Annotated in this window: 19 protein-coding genes and 1 riboswitch; of the genes, 9 read left to right on the top strand and 10 right to left on the bottom strand. The window is 59.8% G+C overall.

Going from position 1 to position 20,906, the window contains the following annotated elements:
• From ACESNI_RS14070 to ACESNI_RS14050, 5 genes are all read right to left on the bottom strand, one after another.
• The coding region (locus tag ACESNI_RS14070) for a transglycosylase domain-containing protein (RefSeq protein ID WP_373087946.1) at positions 1 to 2,100 on the bottom strand (2,100 nt) is incomplete at its 3' end.
• A gap of 137 nt (positions 2,101 to 2,237) precedes the next feature.
• Positions 2,238 to 4,667 (bottom strand): DNA topoisomerase (ATP-hydrolyzing) subunit B, encoded by a 2,430-nt coding sequence (gene gyrB, locus ACESNI_RS14065; protein WP_373087944.1) that lies wholly within the window; start codon positions 4,665 to 4,667, stop codon positions 2,238 to 2,240.
• Positions 4,668 to 4,684: 17 nt separating this feature from the next.
• Positions 4,685 to 5,863 carry a DNA replication/repair protein RecF gene (recF, locus tag ACESNI_RS14060; RefSeq protein WP_373087941.1) on the bottom strand — a complete coding sequence of 393 codons (1,179 nt, stop codon included), beginning with the start codon at positions 5,861 to 5,863 and terminating at the stop codon, positions 4,685 to 4,687.
• A 58-nt stretch (positions 5,864 to 5,921) separates the two neighbouring features.
• Positions 5,922 to 7,040, bottom strand: coding sequence for a DNA polymerase III subunit beta (gene dnaN, locus ACESNI_RS14055; protein WP_373087939.1), 1,119 nt, complete (start codon positions 7,038 to 7,040; stop codon positions 5,922 to 5,924).
• A gap of 356 nt (positions 7,041 to 7,396) precedes the next feature.
• Positions 7,397 to 8,821: an MFS transporter gene (locus tag ACESNI_RS14050; RefSeq protein WP_373087936.1), complete on the bottom strand. Its 1,425-nt coding sequence runs from the start codon at positions 8,819 to 8,821 to the stop codon at positions 7,397 to 7,399.
• 228 nt (positions 8,822 to 9,049) lie between these two features.
• Positions 9,050 to 9,262, top strand: a riboswitch (cobalamin riboswitch).
• Positions 9,263 to 9,295: 33 nt separating this feature from the next.
• Between ACESNI_RS14050 and ACESNI_RS14045 the strand changes: the two genes are divergently transcribed.
• The 3 genes from ACESNI_RS14045 to ACESNI_RS14035 are packed head-to-tail and all read left to right on the top strand — an operon-like array spanning position 9,296 to position 10,620.
• Positions 9,296 to 9,469, top strand: a complete 174-nt coding sequence (locus ACESNI_RS14045; protein ID WP_373087933.1) for a CbtB domain-containing protein — start codon at positions 9,296 to 9,298, stop codon at positions 9,467 to 9,469.
• 10 nt (positions 9,470 to 9,479) lie between these two features.
• Entirely contained in the window at positions 9,480 to 10,232 is a 753-nt protein-coding gene (locus tag ACESNI_RS14040; protein WP_373087930.1) for a CbtA family protein, read from the top strand.
• Positions 10,132 to 10,620, top strand: a complete 489-nt coding sequence (locus tag ACESNI_RS14035) for a DUF1636 family protein (RefSeq protein ID WP_373087927.1) — start codon at positions 10,132 to 10,134, stop codon at positions 10,618 to 10,620. Before ACESNI_RS14040 ends, ACESNI_RS14035 begins: the two co-directional genes overlap by 101 nt.
• A gap of 12 nt (positions 10,621 to 10,632) precedes the next feature.
• Here the strand turns inward: ACESNI_RS14035 and dnaA are convergent, their stop codons facing one another.
• The 5 genes from dnaA to mutM form a co-directional block, all read right to left on the bottom strand.
• Positions 10,633 to 12,054, bottom strand: a complete 1,422-nt coding sequence (gene dnaA / locus ACESNI_RS14030) for a chromosomal replication initiator protein DnaA (protein WP_373087925.1) — start codon at positions 12,052 to 12,054, stop codon at positions 10,633 to 10,635.
• 3 nt (positions 12,055 to 12,057) lie between these two features.
• A complete protein-coding gene (locus ACESNI_RS14025; RefSeq protein ID WP_373087923.1) occupies positions 12,058 to 12,504 on the bottom strand; it encodes a rhodanese-like domain-containing protein in 447 nt (148 codons plus the stop codon).
• Positions 12,505 to 12,997: 493 nt separating this feature from the next.
• Positions 12,998 to 13,264, bottom strand: a complete 267-nt coding sequence (rpsT, locus tag ACESNI_RS14020; RefSeq protein WP_373087921.1) for a 30S ribosomal protein S20 — start codon at positions 13,262 to 13,264, stop codon at positions 12,998 to 13,000.
• A gap of 154 nt (positions 13,265 to 13,418) precedes the next feature.
• Positions 13,419 to 14,195, bottom strand: coding sequence for an enoyl-CoA hydratase (locus ACESNI_RS14015; protein ID WP_373087918.1), 777 nt, complete (start codon positions 14,193 to 14,195; stop codon positions 13,419 to 13,421).
• Positions 14,196 to 14,331: 136 nt separating this feature from the next.
• Complete coding sequence (mutM, locus tag ACESNI_RS14010) at positions 14,332 to 15,168, bottom strand: bifunctional DNA-formamidopyrimidine glycosylase/DNA-(apurinic or apyrimidinic site) lyase (RefSeq protein ID WP_373087916.1); 837 nt, start codon at positions 15,166 to 15,168, stop codon at positions 14,332 to 14,334.
• Positions 15,169 to 15,260: 92 nt separating this feature from the next.
• Here mutM and ubiE point away from each other — a divergent pair, with 92 nt between their 5' ends.
• From ubiE to cysK, 6 genes are all read left to right on the top strand, one after another.
• Positions 15,261 to 16,022: a bifunctional demethylmenaquinone methyltransferase/2-methoxy-6-polyprenyl-1,4-benzoquinol methylase UbiE gene (gene ubiE, locus ACESNI_RS14005; RefSeq protein ID WP_373087915.1), complete on the top strand. Its 762-nt coding sequence runs from the start codon at positions 15,261 to 15,263 to the stop codon at positions 16,020 to 16,022.
• Positions 16,023 to 16,047: 25 nt separating this feature from the next.
• Positions 16,048 to 17,661: a 2-polyprenylphenol 6-hydroxylase gene (gene ubiB, locus ACESNI_RS14000; protein ID WP_373087912.1), complete on the top strand. Its 1,614-nt coding sequence runs from the start codon at positions 16,048 to 16,050 to the stop codon at positions 17,659 to 17,661.
• 118 nt (positions 17,662 to 17,779) lie between these two features.
• Positions 17,780 to 19,009: a bifunctional phosphopantothenoylcysteine decarboxylase/phosphopantothenate--cysteine ligase CoaBC gene (coaBC, locus tag ACESNI_RS13995; RefSeq protein ID WP_373087909.1), complete on the top strand. Its 1,230-nt coding sequence runs from the start codon at positions 17,780 to 17,782 to the stop codon at positions 19,007 to 19,009.
• The gene (gene dut / locus ACESNI_RS13990; RefSeq protein WP_373087907.1) at positions 19,006 to 19,470 is read left to right on the top strand and encodes a dUTP diphosphatase; all 465 of its coding nucleotides are present in this window, start codon (positions 19,006 to 19,008) and stop codon (positions 19,468 to 19,470) included. Before coaBC ends, dut begins: the two co-directional genes overlap by 4 nt.
• A 2-nt stretch (positions 19,471 to 19,472) precedes the next feature.
• Positions 19,473 to 19,922, top strand: coding sequence for an Rrf2 family transcriptional regulator (locus tag ACESNI_RS13985; RefSeq protein WP_373087905.1), 450 nt, complete (start codon positions 19,473 to 19,475; stop codon positions 19,920 to 19,922).
• Between the two features lie 28 nt (positions 19,923 to 19,950).
• Positions 19,951 to 20,904 (top strand): cysteine synthase A, encoded by a 954-nt coding sequence (gene cysK / locus ACESNI_RS13980; RefSeq protein WP_373087903.1) that lies wholly within the window; start codon positions 19,951 to 19,953, stop codon positions 20,902 to 20,904.
• Positions 20,905 to 20,906 lie beyond the last annotated feature (2 nt).

Genomic DNA, 20,906 nt, shown 5'->3' with positions numbered 1-20,906 from the left:
TTTGGGTCGATCATTCATGTAGTCGTAGGGATCCTTCTTTTTCGGGCTGTTGCTCTCCGTCTGCGGTGGGCTGGCGCCGCCGGAGCCGCCAGAGCTGCCCCCGGTGTCCGTGCCGGAAAAGGCCTTCACAATCTTGTCCCAGAGACTGCCGCCCGTACTGCTATCCTTAACCTCGGAGAAGGCGACGGCGCGGGTCTTGTCCGTATGGGTGATGAAATCATGCCAGGTCACCGCGGGCAGCGAGCTGCCGGTCACGCGTTTCGTCGCCGAGCCGTCATCATTGCCGAACCAGACCCCGGCGACAAGATCCGGGGTAAAGCCAATAAACCAGGCATCGCGGTAATCCTGTGTGGTACCGGTCTTGCCAGCGGCGGCGAAGCCCGGATTGGCAGCCTTGCCGGTCCCCCATTTAATGGTCGCCGACATCACGTCCTGCATTTTATTGACGGCGGACGCGCTGATGATGCGGCCAAGGCCGGAGCTTTGCCGCTGATAGAGCACCGGGCCATCCTTTTCGCGGATTTCCAGAACCCCGTAAGGAAGCACGGCCGTCCCGCCGTTGGCGATCACCGCATTGGCGGCGGTCATTTCAAGAAGCGAGACTTCGTCAGTGCCAAGCGCGATGGAGGGATTAAGCGGGAAATGACCGCTTAATCCCAGGTTTGTTGCCATATCGGCAACCTTGTCGCGGCCTATTGCCTCCGAAACCCGGATTGCCACGGTGTTGATCGAGCGGGCATAGGCTTCGCGCAGGCTCATGTTTCCGTCATAGCGCTTGCTGTAGTTCTGCGGGGTCCAGCCGTCAATATTGATCGGCGCGTCGATGAAGATATCGTCTGGGGACAGGCCCTGCTGGAAAGCGGCGAGATAGACGATGGTCTTGAATGCCGAGCCGGGCTGGCGGCGGGCGACAGTCGCCCGGTTATAGACCGATTGGGAATAGCTGCGCCCGCCGACCATGGCGCGGACGGCGCCGGTTGGCGTCATGGCCACAAACGCCCCTTGCCCGACCGCCATTTTCTTGCCGTCCTTTTTCAGCTGCGCCTCCAGCGCCGTCTCGGCGCTCTGCTGCATGGACAGATCAAGAGTGGTGGTCACGATGAGATCCTTGTCGGTGCGCCCGATGTAGGCCTGAACCTCGCTCACCACCCAGTCAGAGAAGTAGCGGACATTGCGGAAATTACCGCCTGCATTCTTGAGCGTTGCCGGATGAGCGCGGATTTTCGCCCCCTCCGCCGGCGTCAGATAGTCCTCAGCGACGAGGCGTCCGACGACGGTGCTGGCGCGGCCCTGCGCCCGTTCAATGCTGAGGGTCGGCGCGTAATAGCTGGGCGCTTTCAGCAATCCAGCCAGCATCGCCGCCTCGGCCATGGTGAGGTCGGTGGCGGGCTTGGCGAAATATTTCCGCGCCGCCGCATCGATGCCATAGGTACCGGAGCCGAAATACATGCGGTTGAGGTAAAGCGCAAGGATTTCATCCTTGCTGTAGTCGGCCTCAAGCCAGAAGGCGAGCAATAACTCGCGGATCTTGCGGCCGATGGTGCGCTCAGGGGTCAGAAACAGGTTTTTCGCCAGCTGCTGGGTGATCGTGCTGCCGCCCTCCACCACCCGTCCGGCCTGATAGTTGCGCCACGCGGCGCGCAAAAGGCTGACCGGGTTGACGCCAAAATGACTATAGAAATGGCTGTCCTCGGTGGCGAGCACCGCCTGCTTGATATTGGCCGGGATCTGGTCGATCGTCAGCATCGTGCCATAGAGGTCGCCATAGGTGGAAAAGCGGGCGCCATCGACCGTCTGCATCACCATGGACGGGCGCTTGTCAATGACGCCGATGCCGGAAATATCAGGAAGCGTATAGGCGAAGTAGCTGACCACGAGGCCGACCACCAGCAGCCCCCAGAGAGCCGCCGCGCCGCCCCAGTTGAGGATGGGCGTGGCCCAGCTCTGCTGCCGTTTGCGCGCTTTTGTCCGGCGTTTCGCGGCTGGTTTCGCCGTGCGGGAAGACGTCTTGCGGGGCGCGGCTTTCCGCGCCGGGGCGGATTTCTTGCGCTGCGGAAAGGACGTTCCCTTCCGTCCGGTTCCCTTGGATGCTTTTTTCATAATCGAACTCGAACTGCTTCCCTAACGTGACGCGGAAATACGCGGGCACCCACCAACGGGAACGGAGTATCCCTTTCCTTTAAGGCGAAAATGAGAACCCGCTCCCCGCCCCTGTATCTGTCCGCCGACGCCCGTCCCTAGACGTCGAGGAAACCAACCTTCAGGGCATTTGCCTGAATGAAATTACGCCGGGGCTCGACCACATCGCCCATCAGGGTCGAGAATACCTCGTCCGCCTCATCGCCATGGTTGACCCGCACCTGTAACAGGGTTCGGGCCTCATGATCCAGCGTTGTCTCCCACAGCTGATCGGGGTTCATCTCGCCGAGACCCTTGTAGCGCTGGATCGACAGACCGCGTTTACCAAGGGTGGTCACTGCCTCCATCAATTCAAGCGGGGAGTAAATGACTTGCCGCTTGTCCTTGTGGATGAAGGTCGAGGCGGTTGCGTAGATGGCTTTCAGCTCGTCTTTCATGTTGTCGAGCTGACGGGCCTCAGCGGAATGAATGAGGTTGCTGTCGACCAGCTGGACCTCGGTCACGCCGCGCACCTCGCGGCTGAATTTCAGGCTGTGGTCGGGCAGAATCTCGCCGATCCAGCCGCGTTCCGTCTCCGACGAGATGGCGTCAAGGCGCCGGGCGACGAATTCCGCCGCCTCCGGCCCACGGACCGGATCGCTCAACACCTCATCGTTGAGCGCGCCGGCAATGGCCACCTGCTCGACGACCGGGCGGTTATGGATGCGGGCGATGGCATCAATCAGGTCGCGGGCATGGCGGGCATTGCTGATCAGTGCCACAAGGTCCTGTCCACCGCGCTGCTCGCCTGAGGACAGTTCGAGCACAACATCCTCGATGCCCTGCTCGATCAGATAGTCATCCATGGCCTTCTGGTCTTTCAGATAGACCGAGGATTTGCCTCGGGCGACCCGGTACAGCGGCGGCTGGGCGATATAAAGATAGCCCTTCTCCACCAACTCCGGCATCTGCCGGTAAAAGAACGTCAACAGCAGCGTGCGGATATGCGAACCATCGACATCGGCGTCAGTCATGATGATGATCTTGTGATAGCGCGCCTTGTCGATATTGAATTCCTCGGGGCCGATGCCGGTACCCATGGCGGTGATCATGGTCCCGATCTCGGTCGAGGAGAGCATACGGTCGAACCGCGCCCGCTCGACATTGAGGATTTTACCGCGAAGCGGCAGGACGGCCTGGTTATGACGATCCCGGCCCTGCTTGGCCGAGCCGCCGGCACTGTCACCCTCGACGAGGAACAGCTCGGAGATGGCCGGGTCCTTCGACTGGCAGTCGGCGAGCTTGCCGGGCAGGCTGGAGATATCAAGCGCGCCCTTGCGCCGGGTCAACTCGCGCGCCTTGCGGGCGGCCTCGCGGGCGGCGGCGGCCTCGAAAATCTTCATGATAATGATTTTTGCGTCGTTCGGATGCTCCTCAAACCACTGGCTGAGCCCCTCGAACACTGTGCTCTCGACAATCGGGCGAACCTCGCTGGAGACTAGCTTCTCCTTCGTTTGCGACGAGAATTTCGGGTCCGGCACCTTGACCGAGACAACGCAGGTCAGCCCTTCGCGGGCATCATCGCCGGTGATGATTGCTTTTTCCTTCTTGGCGATCCCGCTTGAGGTTGCATATTGGTTGACGGTCCGGGTCATGGCGGCGCGGAAACCCGCAAGATGGGTGCCGCCGTCGCGCTGCGGGATGTTGTTGGTGAAACAGAGCACATTCTCATGATAGCTGTCATTCCACTCGAGCGAGACGTCAACCGTCACGTCGTCCCGTTCGGCGCTGAAATCAATGGTGCTGCCGATCAGCGGAGTTTTGGAGCGGTCGAGATATTTGACGAAGGCCGCGATGCCGCCTTCATAATGCAAATCGACGGTCACCGGCTCGGCCGAACGGAAATCGTTGATCTGGATATAGACGCCGGAATTGAGGAACGCGAGTTCGCGCAGGCGATGCTCCAGCGTAGAAAAATCGAACTTGATATTGGTGAAGGTCTCCGGTGACGGGGTGAAGGTAATCTCGGTGCCGGTCCTGCCGACCGCGTCGCCATAGACTTCAAGCGCCCCGAGCGGTTCGCCATGAGCAAAGCTGAGACGGTGTTCCTTGTCTCGGCGCCAGATTTTCATGTCAAGCCGCGTTGACAGGGCGTTGACCACCGACACGCCAACCCCGTGCAGGCCGCCGGACACCTTGTAGGAATTCTGGTCGAACTTGCCGCCCGCATGAAGCTGGGTCATGATCACCTCGGCGGCGGAGACCCCTTCTTCCTCATGGATGGCGACGGGAATACCGCGGCCATTATCACGCACCGTCACCGAGCCGTCCGGATTGAGCGCGACAAAGATCAGATCGCAATGCCCTGCCAGCGCCTCGTCAATCGCGTTATCGACCACCTCATAGACCATGTGATGCAGGCCCGAACCGTCATCGGTGTCGCCAATATACATGCCCGGCCGCCTGCGCACGGCATCGAGGCCCCGCAGAACCTTGATGGAATCCGCGCCATATTCCTCGGTGTTCACTTGTTCCTGTCCGTCGCTCATTACATCTACTTCCTCTGTCAACCAACGGCCGTCGTGATGATGGCGCCGTTCTCGACTGTTAAAAACTGTGCCCGCTCTCCCAAATCGGAGAAAAGGGCATAATCGGTGCCTGTCATCCAGGCCTGTGTCTTCATTCGCTCGATCTCGTCAAACAGCGCGGTGCGCCGTTTCTGGTCGAGATGCGCTGTAATCTCGTCGAGCAGCAAAATCGGCGCCTGTCCCTGCAACCCCGCCTGCAACCGCGCATCGCCGAGGATGATCGAGATCAGCAGGGCCTTCTGTTCACCGGTCGAGCAGCGCGCCGCCGGCAGGTTCTTTGCCTTGTGGCGGACCCCGAGATCGCTCCTGTGGGGTCCCGCCGTTGTACTTCCCGCCGCTGCATCGAGGCGCCGTGACGCCGCCAGCTTCTCCCGGTACAAATCTTCCGCCGCCAGTGCCGGCATCTCCAGCAACCAATCCTCCAGCAGGCCATGGGCGCTCAAAATCGCCTTCGGAAAGACATCCGCTTCCGGCCTGCCCCCCATCCCGGCGGTTGCGTCCGTCATCGCGGCATTGAGCCGGGCGACGCATTCCTGCCGGGCGGCGGCGATTGCCGTGCCGACCTCGGCCAAGGTGTGTTCCAGCGATCCCAGCCAGTGGCGATCCTGGCCGCCTTCCTTCAGCAGCCGGTTGCGATCACGCATCACCTTCTCGAAGGTGGCGGTCCGCTTGCCGTGGGCGACATCGAACCCGAACACCAGCCGGTCGAGAAACCGGCGCCGTCCGCCAGGCCCCTCCTGAAAAATCCGGTCCATCTGCGGGGTCAGCCAGCTAACCTTTATGTAGTCCGACAGGGCCGCCGAGCCGCTCCTGCCGCGCCCGTCTATTTTAACCGATCGACGGTCCGCCGTCTCCTTGTTTTCTGCCAGTTGTGGCAGCTTGACAAGACCGGTGCCGAGCCTGTTCTCGCCCTCCACCGAGCGCACCGTTGCCGCGGCTGCCCAGCCGCCCGCGCCGTTTATGTTGGTGACTTCCGCAAGCCGGGCACGTCGCAATCCCCTTCCTGGCGTCAGAAAGGAAATCGCCTCCAGCAGGTTGGTCTTGCCGCTGCCATTTTGTCCTGTCAGAACCACAGGTCGTTCGTCCGTCTCAATTTTCAAATGGGCGTAATTGCGAAAATCGGTCAAAACCAGTCGCGTGATGGCAAATGCGGTCACCCGGATCTCCTGTCAGGCGAAGGTCATGTGCCGGAAAACGCAACCGCCCCCGGCCCCGTCATACCCGCATCGGCATCAGGACATAGAGCGCCCCGTCATCGGCACTGTCCTTGACAATGGTCGGTGACCCGGCGTCAGCGAGAACGAAATGCGCGTTTTCCCCTTCAATCTGCCCGGTGATATCAAGCAGGTATTTCGAATTGAACCCGATCTCCATATCGCCGGAGCTGTAGGAGGCGGCCAGCTCCTCGGTGGCGCTGCCCGCGTCCGACCCGGTTGCCGACAGGGTGATCATGTCATCACTCAGCGCGAGCTTGATTGCCCGCGTTTTCTCCGTTGAGACCGTCGAGACGCGATCGACTGCATGGGCGAAGGACTTGCCGTCAAGCTCCAGTATCTTGTCATTGCCGGACGGGATCACCCGCTCGTAATCAGGGAAAGTACCGTCGATCAGCTTGGAGGTCAGCAGGGAATCCCCCAGTGAGAAGCTGATCTTGGTATCTGACAGCGAAATGGCGATATCGCCGTCGCGTTCGTCCAGCAGCTTGCGAATTTCATTGATCGCCTTGCGTGGAATGATGACACCAGGCATCCCGTCGGCATCGGCGGGCATCGGCGTTTCGACACGGGCGAGGCGGTGACCGTCGGTGGCGACGGCGCGCAGGACCTGCACGCCCCCGGACTCGGCGACATGAAAATAGATCCCGTTGAGGTAATAGCGGGTTTCCTCGGTCGAGATGGCAAAGCGGGTCTTGTCGATCAGCCGTTTCAGAATGCTGGCATGCAGCGAGAAATTATGTGGTAGCGCGCTTGTCTCCATCACCGGGAAATCATCCTGCGGCAACGCGGCGAGCTTGAATTCGGACTGTCCGCAGCGCAGGAAAAGCCGCCCTTCCGCAGATTTATAGTCGAGTTCCACCTGACTGCCCTCAGGCAGTTTGCGGATAATATCATAGACCAGATGGGCGGGCGCGGTAATGGCGCCTTCAGTGCTGATCGTTGCCGCCACCTTGTCATTGATGGCGATGTCCAGATCCGTCGCCGTCAGTCCCAGATACCCGTCGCGGGCGTCGAACAGGACATTGGCGAGAATGGGGATGGTATTGCGGCGCTCGACCACGCTTTGCACATGATTCAGGGACGTCAGCAAAGCGGTGCGTTCAATTGTTAGTTTCATTGGCTCAATCAGGCTAAAAAGACGTAACTCAAAAAGGACCCTTATCATGCCCGATAAAGGCGGTCGGTTTCAATATTTTTCTCCCGTTATGGCGAAAATGGCGGATGGTTAAGAAATTGATTCATAAACCTGAATCGGATTTTGCCCCGCGCCCGCACGCCATCCCGAATATTTGAGCCACTATAGCAGACCGGCGGTCAAATAGCTAAACTTTTCGCACCCGGGGCCAGCGCGAAAGCGGGCCAGAATAGCCTAGTAAAATCAGGGGCTTGGCGGGGACGTGTGAGGGCTGCCGGGGGGCCACTCGGCCGGGCTGGCAAACGCGGCCCCGGCGGCGGCGTATTGCGGCCCGGATTTCACTTCGCCTTTGCCGAAATGAAGCGGACCGTCGCCGTCAGGCCGACGGCGGCGGCAGGCAGGCAGGCAAGCGGAAGGATCAGTGCAATAATGCGCAAGGTCTCCAGGGTTGGCTGCCCGCCCAACCCGGTGGCGTTGGCGATAATGCCAACATAGGCGGCGCCGATGGCGAAGCCGAGCCGCTGCACCGTCGGGATGGCGCTGGCGACCCTTTCGGTTTCATGTTCCGGCGCGAGGCGGATGGCGCGACGCAGAATAAAGGTCCAGGCCATGCCGAAGCCGCTGCCCTGCATCGCGGCGGCAAGCGCGATCAGCCAGATCGGGCCGTTGGGCAAGCTGTAGGCATAGGCGAACAGGCTGAGGGTAACCACGATCATGCCGATCAGGATCATCCGCCCGTCCAATCGCTCGGGTACGCCGGAGACGAAAAACGCCGCAAATGCCCAGCAGATGGACAGACAGGCCATCACATAGCCGCCGACCAGCGCCGGGGCGGCATGCAGGAGGGTGATCAGGTAGGGCCCATAGACGGTTATGGCGGCCATCGTCGTTGAAAAACAGAGGACGAGGGTGAGCGCGGCGCCGAGCGGGCTGGCAAGACTGAACGGGCGGTGCGGTAACAGGCGGTTATCATGTTTTGCGCCGTCAAGGCGGAGAAACATGAGCAGGGCGAGCAGGCCGATGACGACATAGGCACCCGTCCGGAGCGGGGAAATATCAATCCCGCCGTAGGCGATGAAAAACACGCCGGCGGACAGCCAGGCAAGCCGCCAGATCGGAAAGGCGCCGCGTGTTTCCCCTTCCTCCTGCGGCGGACGGGCATGGTTGCGCAACGCAAACTGTATCCAGACCACCATCAACACCGCCTGCCCGGCGAAAAACCAGAACCCGCCGCGCCAGCTTGCATATTCCACGAACAATCCGCCGACCAGCGGTCCCATGAACGCAGAAACCCCCCAGAGCGAGCCGATGGCGCCCATGGCCCGCCCGGTCAGCCGCCGGGGAAACAATGTACCGACGGCAACGAAGGAGAGCGCCAGCAGGCCGCCGCCGCCAAGACCCTGAAACAGCCGCCCGATCAGGACAACCCACATATGGGGCGCCATGGCGCTGATAACGCAGCCGACGGTAAACAGGATCGCGGCGAGGGTCATCGGCCGCTTCAGCCCGTATCTGAGCACGAGCAATCCGCTGGAGGCACCGGCCACGATCGAGCCGATACCGTAAAGCGCCACAGTCCAGGAAATCAGCTCGGCGCCGCCAAGGTCGCCGACAATTGCCGGGATCATGGTCGCCACCAGCAGGCTGTCAGCGGCATGCAGCCAGATCCCGAGGCAGACCAGCGCCAGCGCCATGCCGTATTTACGGTTGAGGATCTCGCTCCAGCGGACGGCCTCGGTCTCGGTATCAGGGGACGTAGTCACAGGGGATCACCGTTATTGCGTTTTTGGGTACCGGAACCTGTATATAGCAGTTAGGGACCGGCCGATATGGATGATTTCCCGACAGCCTGCCCTTACAGCGCAGCGTTTAACATCGCGTTGAGTCCGCCTGTTGCGCCCCCTTTATTTTCCGTTGCTTTCGGAAAAGCACATTTTTCAGGTGGGTGCTAATTTTCTTCGTAAAATAGAAATTGTTGGCGTATAGTAAATTCCGTTAAACAGATTACCGGTTATTTGCGGGCGTTTGCACGGAAATATGAAAAGGGAACTTGGTGCGGATTTCGGTGAAATCCAAAGCCATGGCCGCCTCGCGACTGTAAACGGAGAGCGACTGTTCATTATCCACTGGCCTTGATTGCTGGGAAGGAGAACGGAAGCGGTGACCCGTAAGCCAGGAGACCTGCCGGTCGTTTTATGTCCACGCGGCCGCCGAAGGCGCGGTTCAAGGAGAGAGAAATGATTTCAACTTCGACAAGCCAGATCAGCACACAGACCAATGCCCGCACCTTGGCGGTTTTCGTCTTCCTGATCGGGGCGGGCCTGGTCTTTCTGACCGGATTTGCCCATTCGACGACCTTGCATAATGCTGCCCATGATTCCCGGCATGCGCTATCCTTTCCCTGCCATTAAGGAATAGATCATGCTTCTGCGGTTTTTATGGGCCGGCCTGATGGCCGGATTGCTTGCTGGTGTGCCGACGGCGGCCATCCAGTATGTCACCACAACCCCCCTCATCCTTCATGCCGAGGCTTATGAGCATGCGGACCCTGCCGGTCACGCCGCGTTAAGCGGCGGTGAAAACCATCTCGGGGGCCAGATCATTCCGGCCGGATTTATTCTTGCCCATAGCGCGGCGCCCGAAGCCGGTGCCGACGCAAACTGGGCGCCGAATGACGGCCTGGAGCGGACCCTCTATACCTCGGTCGCGACGATCATCACCACGATCGGCTATGCTTTTATGCTGCTTGCCGCAATGTTTCTTGCCGGTGATAAAATCTCGCCCCGGACCGGACTGCTCTGGGGGCTCGCCGGATTTGCCGCAACCGGGCTCGCGCCGGCGCTTGGGCTGGGGCCGGAACTGCCGGGCGCCGCCTCTGCCGGGCTGATCTCGCGCCAGATCTGGTGGATAACGACGGCGGTTTTAACCGCGGGCGGCTTGTGGATGATCCTGCGCATCTCCTCCGCTCTTGCCATTTGCATCGGTGTGGTGCTGATGGCGGTGCCGCATCTCATTGGCGCGCCGCATCCGGCGCTGTTGACAAGCGCGGTGCCGTCCGAACTGGCGGCGAATTTTGCCGCGAGTTCGCTGGTGCTGCACGCCATCCTCTGGGTGCTGGCGGGAATCTCCGTCGGCTTCATGTGGCAGCGCGGGGAGCGGCAGGCCGATCTCTAGCGCGGTAACCGTTTTCGTCTGCACAAGCTGCGGAGAGGCTGACATACCGGGGCCCTCGGCGCAAACCGGGGGTCAACGGCTATGGATTGAGCTTGCTGCGCGGACAACAAACAATCCGGATATTGAGGTGCAGGCGGTGGACTGTCTTGCGGTCTGTGAGAATGCTGTGGTCGTCGCCTTCGCCACGCCTGAGAAATGGACCTATGTGGTCGGCGGGGCCAGTGCGGCAGGCGCTGCCGGGAATGGGGATGCTGACGATGTTATCGCCGTGGCGGCGGCTATCGGCGCTTCTGTCCATGGCATCCCGGCCATGAAAGACCGTCCGCCATTTTTTAGGGCTGGCGTGATCGCGCGGGTGCCGCCCCTGCCACAGACTGCGGACACATAGCCGGACCGGGCATCAGCCCTCCAGCATCCGGCGTAACAGCTCGATATCTTCTGAAAGCGACTGGTCGGCGGCGCAGAGCTCGTCAATCTTGCGCACCGCATGCATGACGGTGGTATGATCGCGACCGCCGAATTTCCGGCCGATTTCCGGGAGCGAACGCGACGTCAGTTGCTTGGCCAGATACATCGCCACCTGGCGCGGCCGGGCCACGGCGCGGGCACGACGGGCGGAATGCATGTCGGACATGCGGATGTTAAAATGCTCCGCCACCTGTTTCTGGATTTCCTCGATGGTGATGCGCCGGTCATTGGCGCGGAGAAGGTCGCGCAGCACTTCCTGTGTGCTTTCCAGTGTCACCGCCCGCCCGACCAGGTCGGAATAGGCCAGCACCCGGTTCAGCGCCCCCTCCAGCTCGCGCACGTTGGAGGTGATCCGGTGGGCAAGAAATTCGAGGATGCGCTGGTCAATATTGATTTTCGCCTGCTCGACCTTCGATTGCAGGATGCCAAGGCGGAGTTCGTAATCGGTCGGGTGGATATCGGCAACCAGCCCCCAGCCGAGGCGGGAGCGCATCCGCTCCTCCATGCCTTCAAGGTCGGTCGGCGAGCGGTCACCGGAAATGATGATCTGATGGTTCTGGTCGACGAGGGCGTTGAAGGTATGGAAGAATTCCTCCTGCGTGCTTTCCTTGCCGGCAATGAACTGCACATCGTCGATCATCAGCACATCGACGGAGCGGAACTGGTCCTTGAAATTCATCGTGTCCTTGAAGCGGAGCGCACGAATGAAGCGATACATGAATTTTTCCGCCGACAGATACAGCACCTTCTTGTTCGGGCAGTTGACGGCGATGGCATGGCCGATGGCATGCATCAGATGAGTTTTACCAAGCCCGACGCCACCATAAAGGTAAAGCGGGTTGAACGGCACGGTATCGCGGGCATCGCTGACCCGGCGCGCGGCGGCATGGGCAAGTTCGTTCGACTTGCCAACGACAAAATTATCGAAAGTGAAGCGCGGATCGAGCGGCGCCATCAAACTGGGGGTCTGATCGGCGCGAAGGGCATTGCGCGGCGCGGGCTCAAAAGTCTCGATAATCTCGCCAAGGCCAAGGGTCGGCGGCTTTCGCGTCCGGGCTTCCATATTCCCGGTTGTCGCCGGTTTGACATGAATATCGATGGACTGGACATTGTCGTCCTCGGAGCACCAGATCTGGCGGATTCGGTTGGCGTAATTATTGATTACCCAGTCGCGCAGGAACCGGGTAGGCAGGGTCATGTTGACATGGCCGTTATCAATCTTGTCCAGTTCGATATTCTTGAGCCAGGAATTATAGGTTGCATCGCCATATTCGGCCCGTAATCGCTCCCGTACTCGTCCCCAATTATCCTGATTGCCCGTCATGTCCATTCGCTGCGCTTCCTGATGTTTCATGGATTAGCCCTGTTTCCAGTTCAGATCGGCAGCCTTCCATCCGCCAAGCCTGCCGCGGTGGCCGTCCTGATCAGGGCTTCCTTCGAAACCGTCGAGCACATTATAGCTGTTTTTATAGCCAGCCTGGGTTGCCGCCTCCGCCGCCGCGATGGAGCGGACTCCGGAACGGCACAGAAAGAAAATCGGCGCGTCCCGGTTGGGCTGGCTGGCAGCGACATCATCAATGAAATTCGTGTTTCGCGACATATCGGGAAAGAGGACCCAGGAGATCGGATAGACCTTTTTTCCGAGCGGGCTCAAATCAGGTAGGCCAACATAGGCCCATTCAGCATTCGTCCGTACATCAACCAAGATTGCATCAGGATCCTTTTTTAGCGTTTCCCAGGTTTCCTGAACCGTAATATCTCCGGCATAGGTGCCCCCCGTGCCAGACTGCGCCCCGTTCGTCATTCACAATTTTCCTTTATGTCACCGCAATAAATTATGTGCATTTTAAACTACTGGCGGGCAGATACCCGGCGGTTGCCACCGGTCTTGCCGTGAAAGCGGGGCGAAATCCTGTAACCCAATTTTGCTGACGATCGGCCCCGTTTCGGGAAACCGGTTCGTCGTTGACCGCAGTTCTTGACCGGGGAAAAACCGTCCCACCATTCATCTCGGGGCCATCAGTGTGGATTATCGCTTGCTCTCAGGCGACGCAGACTAGTCCCATCCGGCAGCGCCGCGCAAGAGAGTGCAGGTAGCTTTTGTGAAAATAATTTACCAAATTGATCAAACAAATTCTTGACCTACAAGATATGGTAAGGGGTTCCTTTGCCGCGCTTTTAACTGGTGAAATCGCCAGTCTATACGGGCCGGATACCCGGAAGATGATGACGCAAAACCGCATAAAAAAAGCCGCGCTCCGATGACGGGCGCGGCTTGATTCTCTGTCGCTGTCAGCTTACGCGGAAAGCGACTTCACTTGCGCGTTGAGGCGGGAGATTTTGCGGGAGGCCGTGTTCTTTTTATACACGCCCTTGGTCACGCCGCGGGTCAGTTCGGACTGGGCGACACGCAAAGCCTCATTGGCCTTGGCCTGATCCCCTTCGGTCACGGCCAGCTCGACCTTTTTCACGAAGGTACGGATACGGCTGCGACGGGCCCGGTTACGCTCGGTCCGGACGTCTGTCTGCCGGATACGCTTGAATGCAGATTTATGATGCGCCATGACAATCCTGTCTTTTAGCTTCGAAATTCGGAAGCCGGGTTATAACTAGCGAGAAATCTGCCGTCAACAGAAGAATATAGATTAACGGCCAAATTTCATAAAATACGGGAATTTTCCCTGCCAGAACGGCATTTCAGCTTGTTTGAGGCTGTCCTCAGCGATTTTTGAACTCCGGCGTGCGCTTTTCGGCAAAGGCTGACATGCCTTCCTTCTGGTCCTCGGTCGAGAAGGTTGAGTGAAAAACCCGCCTCTCGAACATGATTCCCTCGCGCATTGTGGTCTCGTAGGATTTTTTCACGCTCTCTTTACACATCATCACCATGGGCTGCGACAGCTTCGCGATGTCGCTGGCAACCTTGACGGCCTCGTCCATCAGGTCGTCGAGCGGAATAATCCGGCTGACGAGGCCCGCACGCTCGGCTTCCTCGGCGCCCATCATGCGCCCGGTCAGGCACATCTCCATGGCTTTCGACTTGCCGACGAAGCGTGTCAGGCGCTGGGTGCCCCCCATGCCCGGAATGGTGCCGAGCTTGATTTCCGGCTGGCCGAACTGGGCGTTGTCGGCGGCAAGAATGAAATCGCACATCATGGCAAGCTCGCAGCCGCCGCCAAGGGCATATCCGGCGACCGCGGCGATCACCGGCTTGCGGCAGGTCGAGACCCGCTCGGCCGCCCCCGTCAGGAAATTCTCCAGATAGACATCCATATAGGTTTTGGACTGCATTTCGAGAATATCCGCGCCGGCGGCGAAGGCCTTGTCCGATCCGGTGATGACGATGGCGCCGATATTTTCGTCAGCCTCGAAGATATCAAGCGCGGCGGCCAGCTCCTCGAACAACTCGGCGCAGAGCGCATTGAGCGCTTTCGGGCGATCAAGGCGAATGACGCCGACCGCCCCTTTTATATCGGTGATAATGTTATTATAGGCCATGAAAATATCCTGTTCGTTACGTGTCTTGAGGTCTCTTTGAGGGGACCCTCCGGGGTGATTTCCCGGTCATTATCCTCGCCAAAACATTTTTGTCCAGCGATATAGGAAATATAGGGGGCCGCCGTCGAATTTCATGTTATCGCTGGCATTTCGGGCAATAAAAGGTTGAGCGGCCGGACTGGACCAGGCGCTGCACCAGCCCACCGCAACCCTCCGTCGGGCAGGGCGCGCCTTCCTTGTCATAAACAAGGAAGCGATGCTGGAAATAACCGAGCTCACCGCTGGTCTGGCTGTAATTGCGAAGCGTCGAGCCACCCGAAAGAATCGCCTCTTCCAGCACCTGCCGGATGGCGACGGCCAACCTGTCGGCCCGCACTCCCCGGATGCTGTCGCTCACCCGTTTAGGCGAAATTCTGCTGCGAAACAGGGCCTCACAGGCATATATATTTCCGACACCAGCGACGACTTTCTGGTCGAGCAGCGCCGCTTTGATCGGCGATTTCCGGCCCGCGAGCCGCGCCGCCAGCGCCGGTCCGTTAAAGCTGTTGCCAAGCGGTTCCGGGCCGATCCCGATCAATTGCGGATGCTGGTCAAGCAATGCCGTCGTCGTCAGCAGCATGAACCCGAAGCGGCGCGGATCATGATAGCGCACGCGCAGGCCGGCGGCGGTCTCGAAGATGATATGGTCATGTTTGTCGAACTCGGCCCCCTGCACCGGCGCGGGCTCGATGCGAAAGCTCCCCGACATACCAAGATGACCGATCATCACCACCCCGCCCTCCAGCGTCATCAGGATATATTTCGCCCGCCGCTGAATGCGTTCGACCGCCCTGCCCGTCAGCGTTTCGGCGAACCCCTCGGCAAAGGGGAAGCGCAGGTTCTCGCGGCGCAGGGTGACCCTGCTGAAGCGGTCGCCGACAAGGGCCTGTTCAAGGCCGCGGCAAACGGTTTCGACTTCTGGTAATTCCGGCATGGCGCGACAGTAGCGTTAAAATGCCGCTTGCGCTATGCTGTTATTTGAACCACATACCATCTTGTATATCACCTTAAGGCGCGGGCATTGCCATGGCAGCTTCAGACACATCATCGGACAGCACCCACTTCGGGTTTCGTGAGGTCCCGGCCAGCGAAAAGGCCGGACTGGTGCGCGGCGTTTTCGACAGCGTCGCCGAAAACTACGACCTGATGAATGACCTGATGAGCGGCGGCGTCCATCGGCTGTGGAAGACGGCGATGATCGACTGGCTGATGCCGCGTCCCGGCCAGCATCTCCTCGATGTCGCGGGTGGCACCGGCGATATCGCCTTTCGGTTTCTCGACCGGGTCAAGGGCGACGGACGGGTGTCGGTCCTCGATATCAATCATGCTATGCTCAGCGTCGGTCAGGATCGCGCCATCGACCAGAACCGCCTCAGCGGGCTCGACTGGGTCAATGGGGATGCGCAAAACCTGCCGCTCGCCGACAAGTCTGTCGATGCCTATACCATTGCCTTCGGCATCCGCAACGTAACCGATATTCCGCTTGCCCTTCGCGAGGCAAGGCGCGTGCTCAAGCCGGGCGGACGCTTCCTCTGCCTTGAGTTCAGTAAAGTTGAGGTTCCGGTCCTAAAACAGTTCTATGATTTCTACTCGTTCCAGCTGCTGCCGCGGATCGGCGGGATTGTTGCGAAAGACAGGCCGTCCTATGAATATCTGGTGGAAAGCATTCGCCAGTTTCCGGACGCCGACACTTTCGCCGACATGCTACGCACGGCCAGGTTTCATCAGGTCAAGTACCGTCGGCTTTCCGGGGGGATTGCCGCCCTGCATTCCGGCTGGCGGCTTTAGGTCGGAGCCCAAGGAGCAATTGCCTGTGATCCGGATTTTCAATAATTTTCTGCGACTTCTGTTTATCGCCCGCACGCTGGCGCGTCATGACGCCCTGTTTTTCCTCGACAAGTTTGATCGGCTGCCGTTTTTCATTCTTCTCGGACGTAAGCTGCTGCCGATATTCGCGCTCGGCACCCGGCGGACGGCGGGCTTGCGCGATGGGGAGCGGCTTGCAAATGCGCTACAGGAACTCGGCCCCAGCTTTATCAAGCTCGGGCAGGCGATGTCGGTCCGGGCCGATCTTCTCGGCGAGGAACTTGTGCTCGACCTCGGCAACCTGCGCGACAGGATACCGCCCTTCCCGTTCGAACAGGCACGTAAAACCATAGAGCAGGAGCTCGGTGCCTCGCTGGAGGAATTATACGTCGAGTTTGACCCGGTGCCGATCGCCGCCGCCTCCATCGCCCAGGTGCATTTTGCGATCGTGCGCGACTGGGTCCCGGCCCCGACCGAGGACGATCCGGACGCGACCGCGCCAAGTTTGCGCAAAGTTGCGGTCAAGATCCTTCGTCCCGGGATCGAAAAGGCGTTCGAGACGGACTTGCAGCTGTTTTTCTGGCTTGCGGGCCTCGCCGAGCGCTATCAGCCGCATTTTCGTCGTCTGCGTCCGACAAAGGTCGTCGAGACGATGGCCGATTCGGTGGAACTGGAGATGGATCTCCGGCTTGAGGCCGCGGCCGCCTCTGAAATGGCTGAGAACTTCACCGACGATCCGGAATTCGATGTGCCTGAGATTGACTGGCAGCGGACCGGGCGCCGGGTCATCACCCAGAGCCGCATTGAAGGGATTGCAATCTCGAAGAAGGACGAACTGATTGCCGCCGGGCACGACCTTGACGCCCTTGCGGGTATCGTTATTCGCGTTTTCCTGCATCAGGTGCTGCGCGATGGCTTCTTCCATGCGGATATGCATCATGGCAACCTGTTTGTGACTGACGACGGGCGCCTTGTCGCCGTTGATTTTGGCATCATGGGCCGGATGAGCCGGGAAACCCGCCTGTTCATGGCCGAAATGCTCTATGCCTTCCTGATCGGCGATTACCGGCGCGCCGCCGAGGTTCATTTTGAGGCGGGGTATGTGCCGCCGCACAAGTCCCTCGATAGTTTTGCCCAGGCCTGCCGGTCAATCGGTGAGCCTATCCTCGGTCGGCCGGTCAGCGAGATATCTATTGCCCGCCTGCTCGTTCAGCTGTTTCAGATCACCGAAACCTTCGAGATGGAAACCCAGCCGCAACTGCTTTTGTTGCAGAAAACCATGGTCACGGCGGAGGGGGTCGCGCAAAGCCTCCATGCGAAGATCAATTTCTGGGAGGTGGCGAAACCGACCGTCGAGGACTGGATGCGCGAGAATATGGGTCCGGAGGCGCAAGTTGCGGAAATCCTCAAGGACGGGATCAAGCTGATGCGCAAATTGCCGACCATCGTCACCCGGGCCGACAAACTCCTGAAGGACCTGGAGACGCTGGAAAAAGTGGCAGAAGACCGCACCGACGGTATTGAGGAGCGCGGCGCAAGACGCCGCAACCGCGCAGGGTACCTGATTGGCGGAATTGTCGTTGGGGGTCTGGCCGCCTACCTGCTGATGCTGGCCAGCTAACACGCCTGCCCGCGTCCCACTATCGGAAAATCGGCATTTCTTGTTAACTTTCACTTGCGCAAAATGGATGGGGTTATTAGTTTATTCACATAAAGTTTCAGTAAAATAGGGGATTTGGGTGGCAACTGGTGAAAATAACCCGCAGCGATCGGTGCTGCTGATTATCGGCGGCGGTATCGCGGCCTATAAGTCACTGGAATTGATCCGGCTGCTTTCCAAGGCGGGTATTCGCTGCCGTTGTATCCTGACCCGCGCGGCAGCGGAGTTCGTGACGCCGCTGTCGGTCTCTTCTTTAAGCGGTGAGACGGTCTATAGTGATCTGTTTTCCCTCACCGATGAGGCGGAAATGGGCCATATCCAGCTCTCGCGCAGCGCCGATCTTGTCGTTGTCGCCCCGGCCACTGCCGACCTTATGGCCAAAATGGCGGCAGGTCTGTCGACCGACCTTGCCACTACCGCCCTGCTCGCCACCGATAAGCCGGTGTTGATCGCGCCCGCCATGAATGTCCGCATGTGGCAGCACCCGGCAACGCAGCGGAACCTTGCCCAGCTTGAGCGCGATGGCATCCTGACGGTCGGCCCGGATGAGGGCGATATGGCCTGCGGCGAATACGGACCTGGCCGGATGGCGGAACCGGAGGCGATTCTCGCCCGGATTTCCGACTTTTTTGATGGCACTGCAACGAAACCGCTTGCCGGCCGCCGGGTTCTGGTGACTGCTGGCCCGACCCATGAGCCGATTGACCCGGTCCGCTATATTGCCAATCACTCGTCGGGTAAACAGGGCTATGCCATCGCCGGGGCGCTCGCGAAACTCGGCGCCGAGGTGATCCTTGTCTCCGGCCCGACCCGCCTTCCCGCCCCGCCCGGCGTCACGCGCCGTGATGTAATGACGGCCAGCGACATGATGGCGGCTTGCGAGTTGGTGCTGCCCGTGGATGTGGCGATTTTCTGCGCCGCCGTTGCCGATTGGCGGGTTGAAACGCTGTCCGCGCAGAAGATCAAGAAGCAGGCGGGCGCCTTGCCCTCACTTACGCTGGCGGAAAACCCGGATATTCTGGCGACAGTCAGCCAGCATAAGGTCAAACGACCGAATTTGGTGATTGGCTTTGCCGCCGAGACCGAGCAGATCGTTAAGAACGGTCAGGCCAAGCTCGCCAAAAAGGGCTGTGACTGGATCGTCGCCAATGATGTTAGCACCGGCACCTGCACCTTCGGCGGCGATATGAACCGGGTGTTCCTGCTCGCCGGTGACAAGGTTGAGGACTGGCCGCCCCAAAGCAAGGAACAGGTTGCCGACAAGCTTGGTGCCCGAATTTCTGATCATTTTCACGGGGTTCCCGCATGAACACTCTTAAAATTGCCCTCACCCGCCTGCCCCATGGCCGCGACCTTCCCCTGCCCGCCTATGAAACCGATCAGAGCGCCGGCATGGATTTGCGTGCTGCAATCGAGGACGAGATGGAGATTTTGCCGGGCGACCGGGCGCTGGTGCCCACCGGCCTGAAAATCGCCCTGCCCGCGGGCTATGAGGCGCAGATCCGGCCGCGCTCGGGCCTAGCCCTCAAAAACGGCATTACCCTGCCCAACAGCCCCGGCACTATTGATGCCGATTATCGCGGCGAGATCGGGGTTATCCTGCTCAATACCGGCGCGGAATCCTTTGTTATCGGCCGCGGTGACCGCATTGCGCAGATGGTGGTTGCGCCCGTCCTGCAGGCGAGTTGGATCGAGACCGAGGCGTTGGATGAAACCGCACGCGGGGAGGGCGGGTTTGGCTCTACCGGTGTTGCGGGAGGGGGCGTCTAGTCATGCTACAACTACCGAAAAAAATGCTGTACGCGCTGGAGGCGGTCGTCGATATCGCCTTCAATGCCCGCCCCAACCCGGTGCAATCCAAGGAAATTACCCAGCGGCAGGGAATTCCGCTTCGCTATCTGGAACAGGTGATGCAGCAGCTTGTCCATGGCGGCATTCTCAAAGGGGTGCGCGGCCCGCGCGGCGGCTATCGTCTGGCGCGCGAGCGGCGGCGGATTACCGCGGGCGACGTTATCCGCGTCATCAATGCCGCCGATGTTGAGGCCGACGACGAAATATTTACCTCCGATATAGGCCAGAATGTGGTCGGCCCGCTATGGGACGATGCGCAAGCCGCACTTCTGGAGAAACTGGATTCGGTGACACTTGAGGATCTCTGTCGACGCGCTAATGATAATTGCGAGGAAGATGCACCGCAGGCCGGCGTGACTTTCGAAATCTGACGAATAACAAAAATGATTGGATCAAAAAATGTTTAAAAATCCCCCCCGTGGCCGAGTTTACGACTCTATCATCGACACCATTGGCGCCACGCCGCTCGTCCGGACGCACCGCATCGGCAAGAACAGCAAGAGCGGCGCCGACATCCTGCTCAAGCTTGAGTTTTTCAACCCGCTGGCCTCGGTCAAGGACCGTATTGCCGCCTCGATGATCGAGGCGATGGAGGAGGCGGGCCTGATCAAGCAGGACACCGTGATTATCGAGGCAACATCGGGCAATACCGGCATTGGCCTCGCCTTCGTCTGCGCCGCCAAGGGCTATAAGCTCATACTGGTGATGGCGGACAGCATGTCGATTGAACGGCGCAAGATGTTGAAACTGCTGGGCGCGACGCTTGAGCTGACCGAGGCGGCCAAAGGCATGAACGGGGCGCTTGCCCGGGCGGAGGAGCTGAAAGCCGAGCATGGCGACGCGGTCATTCCGCAGCAGTTTGAAAATCCCGCTAACCCGGCGGTTCACCGCGTCACCACGGCGGAGGAAATTCTCGCCGATACCGGCGGCAAGGTCGATGTTGTCGTCATGGGTGTCGGCACGGGCGGGACGCTGACCGGGGTCGGCGCGGTCCTGAAAAAACATAACAAGGATATCCGCATTGTCGCGGTTGAGCCCGAAGACAGCCCGGTCCTGTCGGGCGGTCAGCCGGGCCCTCATAAAATTCAGGGGATCGGCGCTGGATTTTCGCCGAAAAACCTCGATGAGAGCCTGATTGACGAGGTCTTGACCATCGGCAATGAGACCGCCTTTGAAACCGCCCGCCAGATTGCCCGCGAAGAAGGGATTCCCGTCGGGATTTCGTCAGGTGCGGCGGTTGCCGCTGCGCTGGAGATCGCCGACCGGGCGGAGATGAAAGGGAAGACGATTGTTGTTATTATCCCGTCCTTCGCTGAAAGATACCTGACGACGGCTCTGTTTGACGGACTTTGAGG

Source organism: Sneathiella sp., assembly GCF_041689005.1.
Taxonomy (GTDB): domain Bacteria; phylum Pseudomonadota; class Alphaproteobacteria; order Sneathiellales; family Sneathiellaceae; genus Sneathiella.
This window is presented reverse-complemented; position numbering and strand designations above follow the sequence as displayed.

What these genes read in the sequence shown, in the direction of transcription:
- ACESNI_RS14045 (WP_373087933.1), top strand. Translation starts at nt 9,296, where the DNA reads ATGATTTCAACTTCGACAAGCCAGATCAGCACACAGACCAATGCCCGC.
- dut (WP_373087907.1), top strand. Translation starts at nt 19,006, where the DNA reads ATGAACACTCTTAAAATTGCCCTCACCCGCCTGCCCCATGGCCGCGAC.
- rpsT (WP_373087921.1), bottom strand. Translation starts at nt 13,264, where the DNA reads ATGGCGCATCATAAATCTGCATTCAAGCGTATCCGGCAGACAGACGTC.
- ACESNI_RS14025 (WP_373087923.1), bottom strand. Translation starts at nt 12,504, where the DNA reads ATGACGAACGGGGCGCAGTCTGGCACGGGGGGCACCTATGCCGGAGAT.
- ACESNI_RS14015 (WP_373087918.1), bottom strand. Translation starts at nt 14,195, where the DNA reads ATGGCCTATAATAACATTATCACCGATATAAAAGGGGCGGTCGGCGTC.
- gyrB (WP_373087944.1), bottom strand. Translation starts at nt 4,667, where the DNA reads ATGAGCGACGGACAGGAACAAGTGAACACCGAGGAATATGGCGCGGAT.
- ubiE (WP_373087915.1), top strand. Translation starts at nt 15,261, where the DNA reads ATGGCAGCTTCAGACACATCATCGGACAGCACCCACTTCGGGTTTCGT.
- cysK (WP_373087903.1), top strand. Translation starts at nt 19,951, where the DNA reads ATGTTTAAAAATCCCCCCCGTGGCCGAGTTTACGACTCTATCATCGAC.
- mutM (WP_373087916.1), bottom strand. Translation starts at nt 15,168, where the DNA reads ATGCCGGAATTACCAGAAGTCGAAACCGTTTGCCGCGGCCTTGAACAG.
- dnaA (WP_373087925.1), bottom strand. Translation starts at nt 12,054, where the DNA reads ATGAAACATCAGGAAGCGCAGCGAATGGACATGACGGGCAATCAGGAT.
- ACESNI_RS13985 (WP_373087905.1), top strand. Translation starts at nt 19,473, where the DNA reads ATGCTACAACTACCGAAAAAAATGCTGTACGCGCTGGAGGCGGTCGTC.
- ACESNI_RS14040 (WP_373087930.1), top strand. Translation starts at nt 9,480, where the DNA reads ATGCTTCTGCGGTTTTTATGGGCCGGCCTGATGGCCGGATTGCTTGCT.
- dnaN (WP_373087939.1), bottom strand. Translation starts at nt 7,040, where the DNA reads ATGAAACTAACAATTGAACGCACCGCTTTGCTGACGTCCCTGAATCAT.